This is a genomic window from Nostoc sp. CCY0012 (genome assembly GCF_963920855.1).
GTDB lineage: Bacteria > Cyanobacteriota > Cyanobacteriia > Cyanobacteriales > Nostocaceae > Cyanocohniella.
In genome coordinates this window covers 1-16028 of sequence record NZ_CAWUDM010000119.1, presented here as the reverse complement: position 1 = coordinate 16028, position 16028 = coordinate 1, and the positions used below count along the sequence as shown (strand labels likewise).

The 16028-nt window shown below is 43.1% G+C and carries 16 protein-coding genes and 2 pseudogenes; 12 read left to right on the top strand and 6 right to left on the bottom strand.

Translation table 11 applies throughout. The features are described from left to right. Together ACM0OS_RS24410 and ACM0OS_RS24405 are read left to right on the top strand one after the other, a co-directional pair. Nucleotides 1-1127 (top strand): NAD(P)/FAD-dependent oxidoreductase (locus ACM0OS_RS24410; protein WP_414545767.1); only part of this gene is annotated, 1127 nt, incomplete at its 5' end. A 26-nt stretch (nt 1128-1153) separates the two neighbouring features. Then, nucleotides 1154-1699, top strand: a complete 546-nt coding sequence (locus tag ACM0OS_RS24405; RefSeq protein ID WP_414545766.1) for a ferritin-like domain-containing protein — start codon at nt 1154-1156, stop codon at nt 1697-1699. A 175-nt stretch (nt 1700-1874) separates the two neighbouring features. Here ACM0OS_RS24405 and ACM0OS_RS24400 read toward each other — a convergent pair whose 3' ends face one another. Next, entirely contained in the window at nt 1875-2084 is a 210-nt protein-coding gene (locus tag ACM0OS_RS24400) for a rhodanese-like domain-containing protein (protein WP_414545768.1), read from the bottom strand. A 78-nt stretch (nt 2085-2162) separates the two neighbouring features. On the opposite strand from ACM0OS_RS24400, the gene ACM0OS_RS24395 reads away from it, so the two are divergent. The 4 genes from ACM0OS_RS24395 (at nt 2163) to hetL (ending at nt 5154) form a co-directional block, all read left to right on the top strand. Beyond that, nucleotides 2163-2855, top strand: a complete 693-nt coding sequence (locus ACM0OS_RS24395; protein ID WP_414545765.1) for an MBL fold metallo-hydrolase — start codon at nt 2163-2165, stop codon at nt 2853-2855. A gap of 56 nt (nt 2856-2911) precedes the next feature. Then, the gene (locus ACM0OS_RS24390) at nt 2912-3457 is read left to right on the top strand and encodes a rhodanese-like domain-containing protein (RefSeq protein WP_414545764.1); all 546 of its coding nucleotides are present in this window, start codon (nt 2912-2914) and stop codon (nt 3455-3457) included. Next, nucleotides 3454-4365 carry a sulfite exporter TauE/SafE family protein gene (locus ACM0OS_RS24385; protein ID WP_414545763.1) on the top strand — a complete coding sequence of 304 codons (912 nt, stop codon included), beginning with the start codon at nt 3454-3456 and terminating at the stop codon, nt 4363-4365. The genes ACM0OS_RS24390 and ACM0OS_RS24385 overlap by 4 nt, the downstream gene beginning before the upstream one ends. Nucleotides 4366-4440: 75 nt before the next feature. Beyond that, nucleotides 4441-5154, top strand: coding sequence for a heterocyst differentiation pentapeptide repeat protein HetL (gene hetL / locus ACM0OS_RS24380; protein WP_414545762.1), 714 nt, complete (start codon nt 4441-4443; stop codon nt 5152-5154). A 204-nt stretch (nt 5155-5358) separates the two neighbouring features. On the opposite strand, the gene ftnA is transcribed toward hetL, so the two are convergent. The 5 genes and pseudogenes from ftnA to acsF all read right to left on the bottom strand — a co-directional run bounded on the left by ftnA (nt 5359) and on the right by acsF (nt 9621). After that, nucleotides 5359-5886: a non-heme ferritin gene (gene ftnA, locus ACM0OS_RS24375; RefSeq protein WP_414545761.1), complete on the bottom strand. Its 528-nt coding sequence runs from the start codon at nt 5884-5886 to the stop codon at nt 5359-5361. A 136-nt stretch (nt 5887-6022) separates the two neighbouring features. Further along, nucleotides 6023-6244 carry a FeoA family protein gene (locus ACM0OS_RS24370; protein WP_414545760.1) on the bottom strand — a complete coding sequence of 74 codons (222 nt, stop codon included), beginning with the start codon at nt 6242-6244 and terminating at the stop codon, nt 6023-6025. A 1-nt stretch (nt 6245) separates the two neighbouring features. Further along, nucleotides 6246-7709 (bottom strand): nucleoside recognition domain-containing protein, encoded by a 1464-nt coding sequence (locus ACM0OS_RS24365; protein ID WP_414545759.1) that lies wholly within the window; start codon nt 7707-7709, stop codon nt 6246-6248. A gap of 25 nt (nt 7710-7734) precedes the next feature. Then, complete coding sequence (locus ACM0OS_RS24360; protein WP_414545758.1) at nt 7735-8298, bottom strand: FeoB small GTPase domain-containing protein; 564 nt, start codon at nt 8296-8298, stop codon at nt 7735-7737. Nucleotides 8299-8567: 269 nt separating this feature from the next. Continuing rightward, nucleotides 8568-9621: pseudogene (acsF, locus tag ACM0OS_RS24355) on the bottom strand (magnesium-protoporphyrin IX monomethyl ester (oxidative) cyclase). A 341-nt stretch (nt 9622-9962) separates the two neighbouring features. Here acsF and ACM0OS_RS24350 point away from each other — a divergent pair. From ACM0OS_RS24350 to ACM0OS_RS24325, 6 genes and pseudogenes are all read left to right on the top strand, one after another. Further along, nucleotides 9963-10169: pseudogene (locus ACM0OS_RS24350) on the top strand (coproporphyrinogen III oxidase); the annotation flags it as partial. Nucleotides 10170-10428: 259 nt separating this feature from the next. After that, nucleotides 10429-10863: a hypothetical protein gene (locus ACM0OS_RS24345; RefSeq protein WP_414545769.1), complete on the top strand. Its 435-nt coding sequence runs from the start codon at nt 10429-10431 to the stop codon at nt 10861-10863. Further along, a complete protein-coding gene (locus ACM0OS_RS24340) occupies nt 10842-11702 on the top strand; it encodes a hypothetical protein (protein WP_414545757.1) in 861 nt (286 codons plus the stop codon). The genes ACM0OS_RS24345 and ACM0OS_RS24340 overlap by 22 nt, the downstream gene beginning before the upstream one ends. Nucleotides 11703-13728: 2026 nt before the next feature. After that, complete coding sequence (locus ACM0OS_RS24335) at nt 13729-14832, top strand: sodium-dependent bicarbonate transport family permease (protein WP_414545756.1); 1104 nt, start codon at nt 13729-13731, stop codon at nt 14830-14832. Between the two features lie 93 nt (nt 14833-14925). Further along, entirely contained in the window at nt 14926-15258 is a 333-nt protein-coding gene (locus ACM0OS_RS24330; protein WP_414545755.1) for a P-II family nitrogen regulator, read from the top strand. Nucleotides 15259-15605: 347 nt separating this feature from the next. Further along, entirely contained in the window at nt 15606-15818 is a 213-nt protein-coding gene (locus tag ACM0OS_RS24325; protein ID WP_414545754.1) for a hypothetical protein, read from the top strand. Nucleotides 15819-16028 lie beyond the last annotated feature (210 nt).

Below are 16028 nucleotides of genomic sequence, written 5' to 3'. Positions count from 1 at the left end.
TGCTGGAAAATATATCTCCCATTATCCGTCATCTTGTATTTGACAGACTACTAGGGCGAGTAGATTACTTGAATCCTCAAGACCAAAAAATATGGTTTGGAGAGCAAAGTATTACTTACGATTACTTAATTATCGCCACAGGTGCAGAACTGGCATTAGATGCAGTAGCTGGTTTAGGCCCAGATAAATATACTCAATCAGTCTGTAACTCGCATCATGCAATCAAGGCATTTCAGGCTTGGCAAAACTTTCTCCTAGCACCGGGGCCATTAGTAGTAGGGGCATTACCAAAAACGAGTTGTTTAGGCCCTGCCTACGAGTTTACGCTATTAGCAGACTACGTTCTCAGAAAACAGGGATTACGGGAGCAGGTATCGATTACTTTTGTGACTCCAGAACCTTATGCGGGACATTTGGGCATTGGTGGGATGGCTAATGCTGCCGAGTTAGTGAAAAAATTCATGGCAGAACGAGGGGTAGAGGTTATTGAAAACGCAGCAGTTACAGCAATTGAGCCAAATCAGATTCATTTGGGGAATGGCAGAGTATTGCCATTTTCTTACTCAATGCTACTACCACCCTTCCGGGGGCCGCGCTTTGTCCGGCAAGTACCAGGATTAAGTAATCAGGATGGTTTTATTCCAGTATTGCCTACATACAGACATCCTGAATATGCCTCAATCTATGCGGTGGGAGTTGTAGTAGACATTAAACCGCCAGAGGTAACAACTATTCCCTTGGGAGTACCCAAAACTGGCCAAATGACAGAGGCAATGGGCATGGCAGTAGCCCATAATATCGCTATTGAATTGGGAGTATTTTCTGCCCCGCCTGTAACTCCAACACTTGATGCCATTTGCTTTGCTGACTTTGGTAACACAGGAATTTTATTTCTCGCTAACCCCGTATTACCTGATGTAGCCACAAGCCAACGGCGGCGGGCTGTAGCGTTGAGTGGTGCTTGGGTAAGTTGGGCTAAAGCCGCATTTGAAAGGTATTTTCTAGCTAAAATGCGCCTTGGGACTGCTGTACCTTGGTTTGAAAAACTGGCGTTGAAATTATTGGGATTGTCTTTAGTTGCACCTCTGGCTGTACACAGTAATAGAGACATCAGCCAAGAGAGTTAATAGAGATTAAGAATGAGGAAGAAATTATGAATTGTCACAGAAACCGCCGCCGACATCATCAAATAACTAGAGTGAATCATGAAGATAAAAGTCGTATGTGTGGTGTAGCGATCGCCAATACTACCACTAGCCCAACTTCTGCTTCTAATCCTAATACCGAGTTGAATGCCAAAACCCAACAGGCAATGATTGATGCCATCAACGATGAATATTATGCTCGTGCTTTTTACACAGCAGTAATCAACAAATTTGGTGAAGTGCGTCCTTTTAGCAATATTGTTCATGCCGAGGATAGACACGTTTCTTTGTGGAATCATCTATTTAGCCGATACGGATTGCCGATTCCTCCTGATAATTTTATGGGAAATATTCCAGTCCCCGATACTCTCAAAGCTGCTTGTCAAGTAGGAGTGGAATCAGAAATAGCCAATGTCCAGATGTATGACCGCTTTTTAGAATTTGTGCAAGAACCTGATTTACGAGATGCTTTCACCCAACTTCGCCATGTCTCTCAAAATCACCATCTCCCTGCTTTTCAACGTTGTGTAGGTAGCAACAAAATTGGAAATTGAAAATTTCTATGTGGCATTCGTATTTAACGGAATGGCACTAAGTTTAGCTGAAGGGTATGCAGCGTAAGGATTGCAGAGGTGCAGGGGTGCAGAGGGGAATTTCTAAATACCCGTTCGTATGCCTAAAACTTCTTCTTTCTCCCCTGCTCCTCCGCTCCTCTGCACCCCTGCTGCCTCAACGATTTTCTCTTTTCTTAGTGCCATTCGTATTTAACGGTTGGCCTGCTGCTTTCCAACCATTGATGCTTGGAGGGAAACCTCGGACATTTTCATAACCCAAAAGGCGTAGAGACATAACTGCCATTGCTGAACGATAACCAGATGTACAGTACATTATCACAGGCTGATTGTGCGGAATTTTATCAAGGGTTTGGTTTAAGTACAGAGATTGGACAATTAAAAAATATTACTATATAGTTATATTATAGTTAAATTAGATAAACTTCATCAGGAGTTAAGCATCATGTTATTTCGACAGCTATTTGACCCACAAACAAGTACATATACTTATTTAATTGCTGATTTAGAGACTAAAACGGCGATCTTGGTCGATCCGGTATTAGAACAGGTAGAGCGTGATTGCCAATTACTGCAAGAATTAGGGCTAACTCTCAAATACTGCTTAGAAACCCATATCCACGCCGATCATATTACTGGAACAGCTAAATTGCGGGAGGCTACAGGTTGTTTGGGAATTGTACCGGAAAATGCCCAAGCTATATGTGCAGATAGATTTATCAAAGATGGAGAAGTACTAGAGTTAGGGAGCGTGAAAGTAAAGGCGATCGCAACTCTGGGTCATACTGATAGCCATAATGCCTATTTAGTTAATGGTACTCATTTACTCACCGGAGATGCCTTGTTAATTCGTGGTTGTGGACGGACTGACTTTCAAAGTGGGAATGCAGGGATGATGTATGACGCCATAATGCAACGTTTGTTTACATTACCTAACGAAACCTTAGTTTATCCCGGTCATGATTATCGAGGTAACACAGTTTCCACCATTGGGGAAGAAAAACAATGGAATCCCCGGTTTGTGGGACGTAACCGCAGCGAATTTATCCAATTGATGGCAAACCTGAATCTACCCAATCCGAAAAAGATTATGGAAGCAGTACCCGCTAACCAGCGCTGCGGTAGCGTTGCTGCGTAACAAAATCACACAAAAACTTTGCGTTTAAAAATCTACATTCCTAAGTATAAAAAGCAATGACTACTTCCCGTGTAAATAAATTACAAACTGTAGATACTCAGACACTCAAACAGTTGCTTCAGCAAGAAGCTATCACACTTATAGATGTTCGTGAACCAGCTGAGTATGCAGGAGAGCATATTCCCGGAGCAACTCTGATTTCCCTATCTAAATTTGATCCGCGCAAAGTTCCCCAAGATCAGGACACAAAAGTGATTTTCTACTGTCGTTCCGGGAATCGTTCAACAATGGCTGCTCAAAAGCTATTTGATGAGGGTTTTACCACTGTTACCCATCTGGAAGGAGGTATAAGCGCTTGGAAACAAGCGGGTTATGCTACCACAATTAACAAAAATGCCCCCATTAGTTTAATGCGACAAGTACAAATTATCGCTGGTTCCTTGGTATTAACAGGCACGTTACTGGGAGCATTTGTTTCTCCTTGGTTCCTGATTCTCAGTGGTTTTATGGGAACCGGATTAATGTTTGCGGGAATTACAGATAGCTGTATGTTAGCTATATTACTAGCAAAGCTACCCTATAATCAACGGAGCAGTGTATGACGCTGTGGATAATTGGGCATTTACTTGCTACTTGTATTGGGGTGAGCTTGGGTTTGATTGGTGGTGGGGGTTCGGTGTTGGCGTTGCCCATTCTAGTTTACGTCATGGGTATACCCCCAAAATCTGCGATCGCCATGACTTTGGTAATTGTCGGTACTGTTAGCTTATTGGGGGTAATTCCCCACTGGCGAGCCAAAAATGTTGATTTCAAGACTGCATTTATTTTTGGTTCGGCAACTACGCTGGGGGCATTTGTGGGGGCAAAAATTGCTACTCTCCCAGTAGTTACCGAAGCCTTTCAAATGATGCTGTTTGCAGTCATGATGTTGGTAGCTGCGGTGTTTATGATTCGGCGTAGTTCTAAACCTGTGACAGCAGATGATAAACTGGCATTCTATCCCCCACCTGTCTGTAAATATTGCTGGTTGTGGTTAATTAGTGAAGGCTTGGGTGTGGGAGTGCTGACTGGGTTAGTTGGTGTTGGTGGTGGGTTTGCGATCGTTCCAGCTTTGGTACTCTTGGGAAATGTACCCATGAAAAAAGCGATCGGCACATCCTTATTAATTATTGTATTTAATTCAGTTGCAGGTTTTTTAGGCTACTTGGGTCATGTTTCTTTAAATTGGAACTTGATGTTCTCTTTCATTGTGGCTGCTAGTGTGGGAACAATTTTCGGTGCGTACTTAGCTGAATTTGTTCCAGCTAATAGACTTCAGAAAAGTTTTGGTTATTTTTTGCTTGCAGTTGCAGCTTTGGTTTTGGTACAGAATCGTCAGCAACCGCGCTCGCCCCAGGTAGATAATCATAGCAACGCCCGACTAGTCACATTCAGTAGACCGAAAACTTTTGCCATACCTTCTCTACAAGATGCTATACGAACGGTGGGCGTAGCCATCGCCAAAAAATAACAGCATCCCAAAACTCCGTATGAAGAATTACACAGCGATGCATGAAAACCCTCTCCTGAACTTAAAATTTTTAATATGGATATAAATGAAATTCTCAAAGCTTATGCTGCTGGAGAAAGAAGCTTCACAAGACTGAATCTGCAAGAAGCAGAATTAACAAATGCAGACCTCAGTGGTGCAGATTTTAGCAATGCCGATTTACGTCAGACACGACTTGGTAAAGCCAATTTCAACCAAGCATGTTTGCGAGAAGCTAACCTGAGTGAAGCGATTCTCTGGGGAATAGACCTAAGTGAAGCAGACTTGTATTGCGCCATTCTTCGTGAAGCTGATTTGACTGGTGCAAAGCTGGTTCGGACATATCTAGACAAAGCCAACTTAATCAAAACTAGTTTATGTGGTGCTAATTTAAATGGTGCAAAACTCTCTGGTTCTCTACTAATTCAAGCAGACTTACGTCCCAGTTCCAATCAACGCACGGACTTGGGATACGCGGTTTTAACTGGGGCAGACTTGAGCTACGCTGACCTGAGAGCGGCTTGTATGCATCATACCAACTTAGATGGCGCGAAGTTATGTCGGGCAGACCTAAGTCGAAGCATTCAGTGGGGAAATTTGGCAACTGATCTTAGTGGAGCCAGTTTGCAAAGAGCAGACTTGAGCTATGCAGACCTCAATGGTGCGATTCTGCGAAACGCTAATCTGCAAGGAGCAGACTTAACGGGAGCTATTCTCACTAACGTTGATTTCCAGGGAGCGATCATGCCCGATGGTACAGTTCATAATTGAGTTGCTTGACAAGTATAAATAAAATATTGTAGGCAAATTTTTAGGATTTACGCATTGACAAATAATGAATGTAGAGACGTAGTACTGCTACATCTCTACCAAGATTCTAGATAACGTATATTTAATTTCACCAGATGTTTTAATACACCTGATTTTTGCCGTTAAGTCTCTCTAGCAAGCTACTATCCCTCGTTACGAGATGCTTTATTCTGTGATTGTTTGATTTTTCGAACCTCCCTTCGTGGCTGTTAAAGTAGAAATTTCTCGATCAATGAAAAAGATACCCTGTCCTTCTGTCCCAATTAAATTAATTTTATCAAGAATCCCTTTGAACAGAAACTCTTCTTGGTGTTGTTCAGCAACGTACCACTGAAGAAACTGAAGGGTGGCATAGTCCGGTTCCGTATTTGCTAAATGTACCAAATCATTAATCTTGCGAGTGATACACTGTTCATGTTCGTAGATTTGTTCAAATAGTTCCTTCAGAGAAGAAAAACCACTAGGTGGAGCCTGCATTCCAGTGATTACAGCCAGTGAACCTGTTTCATGTAAATAATTGAGCAAGCGACGCATGTGCATCATCTCTTCATCTGCGTGTTGACTCAAAAAGGTAGCACATCCTTCCAAAGCTTTGTAGGCACACCAAGAACTCATTTGTAGATAAAGATGAGAAGAATACATTTCCAGGTTGATTTGCTCGTTCAATCGTTCAATCATGGCTGCTGAGAGCATCTTTCTGACTCCTTTTTAATTTGTAATCAAGATAATTCGGAATAATGTCTTGAAAATGGAACCTACAGAAGAGAAAAGACTAATATTCATGCTTGGTTGTAGAGTTTTCCAGGCATGGGAATCAATTACAAATTACTCAGCGCGATTCCACAAAAATACTTTGCGCTGTTTCCTGATCTAAGGCAGCACGGGTTCTCCCAACTGTGATGATATAGGAAGGAAAGCGTTGTTCCAGCACCAAATTACTTCCAGGTAAAATGCCGAATGCCATGAGCTTTTGTAACACTGCATGATCTTGAGTTTCTAAACTTACTACTGTTTGCGGTTGACCGATTTTGACTGTTGATAAAGCGTTCATACTAAAAGTTCACTCCGAATAAAATTAAACCCAGGTTGACGATATATCCCATGAGGAAGGCGAAGGGAAAAACAAACATGACTATTGCCAAGGTGGTTTTACTTCCCTGTTCCTTAATTAAGATTTGTAATTGGGCGATGCAGGGTAAGAACAGAGTCAATACAATGGCAGCCACCACCAACTGATTACCAGTCAGGCTTCCCTGCTGCTGTAAATCAAACAGTCCGGCTGCACCATAATCTCGTCGGAAGAAGCCATAGAGAAATATTGGTGCTGCTTGTTTCGGCATTCCCAAAGCCCAGGTTAGAGGTTCAATTGCTCGAATAATTAAGTCAAATAATCCGGTTAAACGTCCTACCCAAATCAAAACCGATGCCCATATAAACAAAGGCAAGATTTCCACAAAATACCACTTCATCCGCACCCAGGTTTTGGTGAGTATGTTCCGCAATTTGGGCAGACGTAAAGGGGGAACCTCCATATAAAAACTGCCGGAAGTACCAGGTAGAAATTTGGCTGTGAGATAGCCAACGACTAAGAAGATGGCGGTGATAAAGCCTCCCCAAAAAAGCAAGGCGGCAGGTTTTTGTGCCAATAGTCCCACAATTACACCCCACTGCGCTGCACAGGGAATGACTAGGGATAGTAAAAATGTGGCAATTAACCGTTCGCGTTTAGTTTCTAGGGTGCGAGTCACAATTGTTGCCATCGTGTCGCATCCTAAACCCAATACCATCGGAATCACTGCTCTACCTGATAAGCCAACGGATTTGAATAAGCGATCGAGCATTAAAGATAGACGGGGGAGATAGCCGCTATCTTCCAAAAATGAGAACATCAAGAAGTAGGTAGCAACTACGGGTAAAACAATGGCTGTAGCATAACGAATACCCAAGGTGATAATGCCGTAGTCATTGGCAATCAGGTCTTGTATCGGTTTCCAGGGAATGACTTGAGCAGTGAGGTAATTTACGACTGGGTTGATTTGTCCCTCAAAAAACGTTTCGATGCGATCAACGAGTTCCCCAGCGCCAAATTCACCGACAAATTTGTAAACTCCGTAGTAAAGGATGACTACCAGAATAGGAAATCCGGTAATCGGGTTGACTGTAAGTTGGTGGAGTGTTTCTGCAAGTGAAGATTGAGTTTGTTTGGTTTCATGGACAACTGCTCTTTCTATAGCAGTAGCCTGACTTTGACGAGTATTAGCGATCGCTAACCCAATCGGCTGTTTTAGTTGGTTCTGGGTAACAGTAATCAATATCTCTAGATAACTACACTGTTCTCGATCCTGTTCCAAAGTCTGCCATAAGGTCGGGTCTTTCTGTAAAAGTAATAGAGCCAGACTGCGGGGTGAGAGTGAGTAGTTTTTAAATAAATAGCGATCGCCTAATGTTTGTCCCCAAGATTCTAGCTGGGCGATCGCAGTTTCAATTGGTTCTGGATAAGTAACTTGGCTAATCATGCCCTTACCTCATAGTCTAAAATAATTACACTGGGATCATGACTGGCTGCTTCGGTAAGAATGGAGTAATTCTGTGTCGTAATTCGTCTAAACCTTGATTTAAAGCTGCCGCCATACAGACTACTGGAATCCCTAACTCCATCTCCAATGCATCTGGTTGTACATTTATTCCCCAACGACGCGCTTCATCCATGATGTTGACGGCCAGTAAAACAGGTAGTCCAGCCTCGATCAGTTGAAAGGTGAGAGGTAGCATTCGTCCCAAGTTCTTGGCATCTATTACATGAATCACGGCTGTGACCGGTTCTGTTAACAATAAATCTCTGGCAACTTTTTCTTCTTCGCTAATCGGCAGCAGTGAATACATTCCTGGTGTGTCAATTACCATCATGGTTTGTGTACCAATCTGCGCCACTCCCCGACTCACTTCTACAGTCGTACCTGGGTAATTGGAAACTGTGACATAAATTCCGGTCAAAGCATTAAACAATACACTCTTACCAACATTGGGCATTCCTACTAAAGCAATTGGGGGATTTGAGGAAACTTCCTTTGTTAAAAATTGCTGACTTTTGCGAAAGAATGGCAACTTGTATGATTGTTGTTTACACGATTGACTGTGGGATCTACATTTGTGACATTCCATAGGAATTTTAGATCAAGCTTTACTGATAAAAATTTTAAACTAAAAATGTGAGGAAAATGTGAAGAAATATATGGAATTTCATAGTTGCAGGATAAATGAAACTACCAAGGGTATGAATCCATAAGCGAACATAGTAGGGACGCAATATCTTGGGACCCTACTAGAAATAATTGGCAATAATTTATTTTTTGGAACTCCCGAAGGCTTGTTAGCTAACGCACACTTCCCCGTAAAGACTCAGTATCAATGGGTTTGATCAGGTAAAGTAGCAGCAGATTCCAAATAATTGCTGCAATCAAAGGTAGTTTGCGAATTAGCTTCACCAGTTTCGGACTAGAACTGTCCTCAATCTCTGCAATTTTCAAGTTATAACCTGCACAGCGTTGCAGACGTGGGAAAAATTTGGAGATGTCTATTCAACATCACCGGAAAAGCCCGTCCCGCAGTTTCATTGGTGTTGCGGACAACTTGGAAATCAAATTCTGTGGCATCAAGTCCCAGTGATTTATAGAACCCGGAACGTTCATGAACTGTCAGGGTGTGGGTAGCAAATACCGATAGCAAGAAAAAGCGACTCCACAGCCTAGATTTCCAGGTGTTCCATAGTTGCGGTTGAGAACGCAATAATGCTTTAAATATATCTCCGTGGCGATTTTCGTCCTGACACCAACTTTCAAAGTAGCGGAAGATCGGGTAAAACTGGTTTTCTGGATGCTTTTCTAGATGTCTGAAAATAATAATGTAACGCCAGTAGCCGATTTTTTCTGATAGGTAAACGGTGTAAAGTACCCACTCAATGGGGAAAAATGTATAGGTGCGGGTTTTAGCAACAGTACCTAAATCAAGGGAGAGTTTAAAATCGCCCATTGCTTTGTTGAGAAATCCGGCGTGGCGGGCTTCATCACGCGCCATCAGTTGAAATATTTCCGCTAGCAGGGGACTGCGATTTTTCAGCTTGCGGGATAATTCTTTGAATAGCAAGAAGCCGGAAAACTCAGAAATACAAGAGCGTTCCAAATACTCGATAAATGCCTGTCTTGCTTCACCCTCAATGTGTTCCCAAGACTGCTCAAACGCTTCATCACGCACAAAATGATGACGGTTGTAGTCTGTCCGCATTTCTGTCAGCATTGCCTGTAACTCTGTTTCCTGGGCAGATAAATCCAGGTTGGCAGCAGTTTCAAAATCTGTAGTGTAAAACCGGGGGGTAAGTACAGTTTCTTTGCTGGGGGTTTTAATTTCTGGCTTGGGTAGAGTATTAACCATGTGTAATGTGCTAACAAAATCAATAACTATATAGTTATCAAGCTAGAACAGATATGGTTAATTGTCTAGACCTGTTTACCAAAAGATAAGGTTTAAAGCCGAGTGGAATTGTGGGTGGGTTTTCTCCCCTGCTCCCTGCCCGCCTGCTTTTTCACAACCCTTTAATAAATCAGAGAATGCGCCATGTGTAAATAGCATTCAAGTACAAACAAAGAACATTTGAGGACTGGGATTTAGATAATATATTAAGTTTTGAAACTTCTCTAGCTACTATACTTGTATCGCTATATAGTTATATAACTGGCTTAGTTATACTCATTGAAAGTTTCAGAGGTTTAAAAATGGGTCGTCATTCCGATAACTCTCTGCAAGAATCTAGAAATCACACAACATTGCTAGCATCATCTATCAACACAATACCCCAGGATTCACGGGAGCGATCGCAGCAATTCATGCAGAACTTACAGGATGAAATTTGCACAGCCTTAGAGCAACTTGATGGAGAAGCACGCTTTCAACAAGACCACTGGGAAAGAGCAGAAGGCGGAGGCGTACTAAAGTATAGCTTGCCCAACAGTACTTATGGTTTAGATGTGTTGGCATTTATAGGTTGGCAACATGAAAATGAACATCAACAATTAATTGAGATCCAGGAAAAGTTAAACCAGCGTGGAATCGAAATTAATGGGCGGAATGTAGGCAAGTTATACCGTCAATTTCTAGCACTGTTGGGTGGAACAATTGCACATACGGCTGAGAAGTTAGCTGCCACCGCCATTGAACATGGTGGTTTGATTTGGGCAATTGATGCCTTACTTTCCAGTTGGTCATGGAACCTTACTCTACGTATTATACGAGGTATTAAGTGGTACACCAGTAAGTGGAATTCAGTTACCACAGGCACAGGCACAACGGTTAATTGAATGGCTGCAACCATATAAAGAGTTACCGTATAAAGTGCTAGCAACATTATCAGATGGGGAAAAATCAATCATCGCGGCAATGAATTCAAGTTGGCCAGATGCACCCCATCAACGGTGTCAGGCACACTTTCTCAGCAATTTGAGTGAATCTGTGTTGCCATTAGATACAAAGCTCCGACAACAATTAAAAGCAGATTTAGATGGACTGCCAAAAGTCCCAGAGAATTCCGAAAGACCTCAAGATCCAAGTCCCGAACAGCAGCAAGACACTACCCCCCTTTTTCCGCAATTCCCTATTTGTCACGAGACGCAGAGTTAATGGCAGTGGAGTCCCAGATTCGCGCTGCTGTCAGGGATTGTGTAAATCGCACTAGTCGCAAACCTTTCCGTTGGGGCGGTATTGAAGGCTACCAGCAACTAAAAACGATAGGTGCGATACTACGTAGTTTACCATGCCGGGAAATTGATACAGATTACTTGTCTGTCTTGTCAGTATGGGTTGACCAAGCTTTAAGCAACAATCTTTCGCTAGCGTTGGATTTGGAACAGGCACACCAATGGTTACGACGAATTGCTGATTGTTTGCACTACCCAAAAGACTCTTACTCCATCAAAGACAATGTGACTAATACTACAAGTACTAGCAACTTATCCTTGACAAGCCTTAAAATTCGATGCGAGATGGAAGAATTATTACAGCAGTTTTTGCCTGACCCTAAACAAAATCCCGCACAGTTTGCTCTACTGAAAAAGTTACAACAACTATGGAACAAATACGGGGCTAACTTATTACACTGCTATGATATCCCTGGTTTGCCGCCAGATAACCTGAAGATGGAAGCTATGTTTAGCCATCTGCGTCGCCACCAGCGACGAATTAGTGGACGTAAATCAACTTCCGAATTGCGTGATTTTGGGCAATATCAAGTTCTCTTCCTCGCCCAAAGCGAAAAACAGTTACTTGTACAAATTCAGCAGGTACCTATAGCTGAGTATACACTTCAACGTCGTAGATTAGCTTTGGCTGAAGCCCCCCGCCAACAGAAACGTCGCCTTCATCATGATCCAATTAACACAATACAAGCTTTGGTCAATGAGCATATGGAACTTCGCACTATGCTTGAGTCTCAAGCTCTTTCATACCAATTAGACAGCTAGGGTTCTAAGTAGGTAGGCAGGAGAATTTACAGGTATGTCATTACGAGCATAACGGAGTGAAGCGAAGTATAAGACCGAAGCGGTCACGCTCCGCGAACGCAAGGGTTATAAGGCTTTTACATTCTGTTACATAGTTGACTTTATTTGTGCTTACCTACTTATAGTGTTGCTTTGAACTCATTTTTAATCTTATGCCAAAGATCGGCGAATCCACTACCTCTGTTGAGAAAGATTGACTCAGATTAGCGGAAGCATTTTATAAAAAACACTTATCATTTTGGCGCTATGACCACCATTCAACAACAGATTGCAGGGGGCATTAGGGACGACGGATCTGCCGTTTGTAGTACCGTCCATTGGTAGAGTAATCAAACTTCGATTCATTATCCAACATGAGAAGTGTAGCCATATAAAGCTCTTCTTAATAACAACAACGTATAGAGTCAACTCTGTGATAACAATTTACATTGACCAGAGATATACAGGTTTTTTGAAAACAAAAGGAAAACTTATGATTTGAATTTGAAATTACTTAGCATATCCATGTAGAGCGATCGCAAATTTGTGCGAATTTTAAGATAAGCTTAAGCACATACCTGTCGTTATGACCTTTTTTGAATTCAAAATGCAAAATTAAGAAGAAGATTTATTTTGAATTAATTCTGGGTATAAGCCCCTAATGATTGCAATTTTGAATTGTTTTGACCCCTATTACCCTACTATCTGATCAAGGAGGAATTACAACGTTGATTTCTTGTCCGATTTCTTGATGAATTTATATAAACTTAGAATATCGTTCAAGGCGAAAGCATAGATGTCTGCCTTCTGTTTGACATCAATATCAGGTTTGAGCGACCCAGTGTCTCTCCTTGAGACATTCTCCATTCACAGGTGAATTTCTGACAGGTGTTTCCGTCGCCGCGCGCAAGTGCCCGCCACCGCCACAAACATTCGATCAGCATGGAGCGTACACAATGAACAAGTTTGACTCAACTAAACTGCCGACCAAATTTGTCAATACCAGCGAAGGCTGGTTAGTGCAGGTATATAGCAGCGATCGCCGCCTGCTCTGCGTGCTTGAGTCGTCTCACGCCTGGACTTTTTTGTTGGGCTGTGGGTTCGGTCTCCTACTGGCGGTGGGGTGGTTTAACCTCGCCAGTTACAGTCCTTCCACGACTTATGAGCCGGCCAAAACTCCCCCCGAAATGTTGATTGATTAGCTCAGGCATTGCTAGAAGAGTGGTGTCCACGCAACTCTTATCCAAGCCCACTACGATTGGCAACGCCATCCAACGCCCTGACTGTCTAATCAGTATATATAAGCTTATCCACTAACGATTTTAGTGGGATTCAAGCTTTCAAATTGGTGGTTATATACCTAGGACTTACGCATTGACAGGAAATACCAAATATGTGGTGTGGATTTCAGGTATTAAACCTTGATTTATCGACACTTTTTAGGCGATCGCTATTTATCAAAGGATGATTAATAAAAGCCTGAAACGACGCATTTACGTTAATGCACAAGATAATAAATTTGTACAGTGCGTAAGTCCTAATACCAATAAGATAGCCAGGGATCCAACGCAATTTGGGAAGTGCAGTCATAGAAAGCCCTTTTTAATAGCAACAACGTATAGAGAAAATTCTGCAATCGCTATTTACATTGACCAAAGATATACAGGTTTTTTGAAAAGAAAAGGAAAACTTATGATTTGAATTTGAAATTACTTAGCAGATCCATGTAGAGCGATCGCAAATTTGTACGGTTTTTAAGATAAAGTTAAACACATGTCTGCCATTCTGACCTTTTTTGAATTCAAAATGCAAAATGCAAAATTAAGAAGAAGATTTATTTTGAATTAATTCGGGGTACAAGTCCCCACTAAAATTCGTTCAGTGGTCTTCCCTACGGGACGCTACGCGAACAATCAGTAGTGGTAAAAGCCCCTAACAATTGCAATTTTGAATTGATAATTTTGAATTGTTTTAACCCCTAATATCTGAATCAAAGAGGAATTAAAACGTGGATTTCTTATCCGATTTCTTGACGAAATTCGGGGCGCAGTTGCAGTCCCCGACACTCGGCTTTTTGATGGGTGGTATAGTCATTGCCGCCCTCGGTAGCCAACTGCAAATTCCAGATGCGATCTATAAGTTCATCGTCTTCATGCTGCTCATCAAAGTTGGATTGAGCGGCGGCATTGCGATCCGCAATTCCAATCTGACGGAGATGCTGTTGCCCGCGCTGTTCGCCGTGGTAACGGGGATACTGATCGTGTTCATCGGGGGCTACACGTTGGCCAAGCTGCCAAAAGTCAGAACCGTGGATGCCCTTGCGACCGCGGGCTTGTTCGGTGCCGTGAGTGGCTCTACCCTCGCCGCCGGCATAACGGTAATGGAAGCGCAAGGCATGACATACGAACCCTGGGCCGGCGCACTCTATCCCTTCATGGACATCCCCGCGCTCGTGACTGCGATCGTCGTGGCCAGCATTCATACCAGCAAGCAGCGCGACAAGTATTTAAGTCACGAGGAGTATCTCAGCCAGCAGCCGGTTGCCGCAGGCGAGTATCCCAGCACTAGGCAGGAGTATCTCAGTCAGCAGCACGGTAACGCAGGTAAGCGGGTCGAGATATGGCCCATCGTGAAGGAAAGCCTCCAGGGATCTGCCCTATCGGCACTGCTGCTCGGCCTTGCTCTAGGCATAATAACCCGTCCTGAAAGTGTCTTTGAAAGCTTTTATGAGCCTCTCTTCCGTGGACTGCTTTCAATACTGATGCTGGTAATGGGTATGGAGGCCTGGTCAAGGATTGGCGAGCTACGCAAAGTAGCCCAGTGGTACGCCGTATATGCCTTGGTGGCTCCGCTGCTGCATGGGTTTATCGCCTTCGGTCTCGGCATGATTGCCCACTACGCCACGGGATTCAGCCCTGGCGGTGTAGCTCTTTTGGCCATCATTGCCGCCTCCAGTTCAGACATCTCAGGGCCGCCCACTTTACGAGCTGGTATCCCGTCTGCCAATCCCTCCGCCTACATAGGCGCGTCTACAGCCGTCGGCACGCCAGTTGCGATTGCCTTGGGAATACCGCTCTACATCGGACTCGCCCAGGCGCTGATGGGCAGCTAATTCCAGACAGGTTGCGTTCTGTCGGCCCTCCCTTGACCCGGCAGACCAAGCGACTCAATATATAAGATCAATTACGGTAAAGAGGTAAGCAACATGGCCAAGCCATCCAAAAAGCTCGTCATAATCACGGAAAAGATTCTGCTGAAAAAGATCGCCAAGATCATCGAAGAAGCCGGAGCAACCGGTTATACGGTTCTGGAAACTGGCGGTAAAGGCAGTCGCAACGTGCGCTCGACGGGACAACCCAACGTTTCTGACACCCAGGCGAATATAAAATTCGAGGTGCTAACCCCGGATCGGGATATGGCCGAGAATATTGCGGATCAGGTCGCAGTGAAGTTTTTCCTCGATTTTGCTGGCATGATCTATATCTGTGACGCGGAGGTACTGTACGGGCACAGTTTCTGTGGACCAGACGGCTGTTGAATCGAGACGACATAGACAAAAAAAGCCGGGGTCATGACCCCGGCTTTTTAGCTGAAGCAGCAAGAAGCCCCACATCTCACTCTTAAGCCTGCTTCTATAACTGTACGAGAAATTTACTACATTATGATTCCTGGTTATCGTACTAGTAGAGTCAGTTTAACCCTCATTTGTCACTTTGGGAGAATCCAATCGCTCAAATGGTTACGGGGCTTTAGTTTCCACTTTTCGTCTATAAATTTTAGTTTCTGTTTGAATTTTATTAAAATGATAATCATTATTGTATTATAAGGCTGTAGTAGACTTACCCGGTATTTAAGATTTTGGGGCAGTATCTCGCGCAATTGGGTTTGTCTACTGAGTCACGCCGACTTGTGGAGAATGATAAACGAGTCAGATATTACCGTCTAAATACTGAAGATGTTGTGTTCGCTCGAAAGGTACTGGAGTATCGGCAACGGCAACGAGAGAAGAAGGAACGCAAGGGGCAAGAAGAGCAAGCAGGATATAAACGCGAATTATGCAGCGAGGATGCAAACTCAGTACGGAGTCAATGCGATTAGACCTTCATCTATAATTTGCATTTGTTGCCTAATTTTAAAGAATTGGTATTACTGATCACGGAGAAACCGCCGCATCATCTTCTGCAATGCCACAGCCATATATATACTTATTTCTTGGCCGAATGGCACGCTTGTTATCGACAAATCTAATATTCATAAGTAATCAAACAAAATTAATTACACAAATTAATATATAATTGAACTCAAAAT

What these genes read in the sequence shown, in the direction of transcription:
- ACM0OS_RS24365 (WP_414545759.1), bottom strand. Translation starts at nt 7,709, where the DNA reads ATGATTAGCCAAGTTACTTATCCAGAACCAATTGAAACTGCGATCGCC.
- ACM0OS_RS24330 (WP_414545755.1), top strand. Translation starts at nt 14,926, where the DNA reads ATGGCCAAGCCATCCAAAAAGCTCGTCATAATCACGGAAAAGATTCTG.
- ACM0OS_RS24370 (WP_414545760.1), bottom strand. Translation starts at nt 6,244, where the DNA reads ATGAACGCTTTATCAACAGTCAAAATCGGTCAACCGCAAACAGTAGTA.
- ACM0OS_RS24405 (WP_414545766.1), top strand. Translation starts at nt 1,154, where the DNA reads ATGAATTGTCACAGAAACCGCCGCCGACATCATCAAATAACTAGAGTG.
- hetL (WP_414545762.1), top strand. Translation starts at nt 4,441, where the DNA reads ATGGATATAAATGAAATTCTCAAAGCTTATGCTGCTGGAGAAAGAAGC.
- ACM0OS_RS24395 (WP_414545765.1), top strand. Translation starts at nt 2,163, where the DNA reads ATGTTATTTCGACAGCTATTTGACCCACAAACAAGTACATATACTTAT.
- ftnA (WP_414545761.1), bottom strand. Translation starts at nt 5,886, where the DNA reads ATGCTCTCAGCAGCCATGATTGAACGATTGAACGAGCAAATCAACCTG.
- ACM0OS_RS24390 (WP_414545764.1), top strand. Translation starts at nt 2,912, where the DNA reads ATGACTACTTCCCGTGTAAATAAATTACAAACTGTAGATACTCAGACA.
- ACM0OS_RS24345 (WP_414545769.1), top strand. Translation starts at nt 10,429, where the DNA reads ATGCCTTACTTTCCAGTTGGTCATGGAACCTTACTCTACGTATTATAC.
- ACM0OS_RS24385 (WP_414545763.1), top strand. Translation starts at nt 3,454, where the DNA reads ATGACGCTGTGGATAATTGGGCATTTACTTGCTACTTGTATTGGGGTG.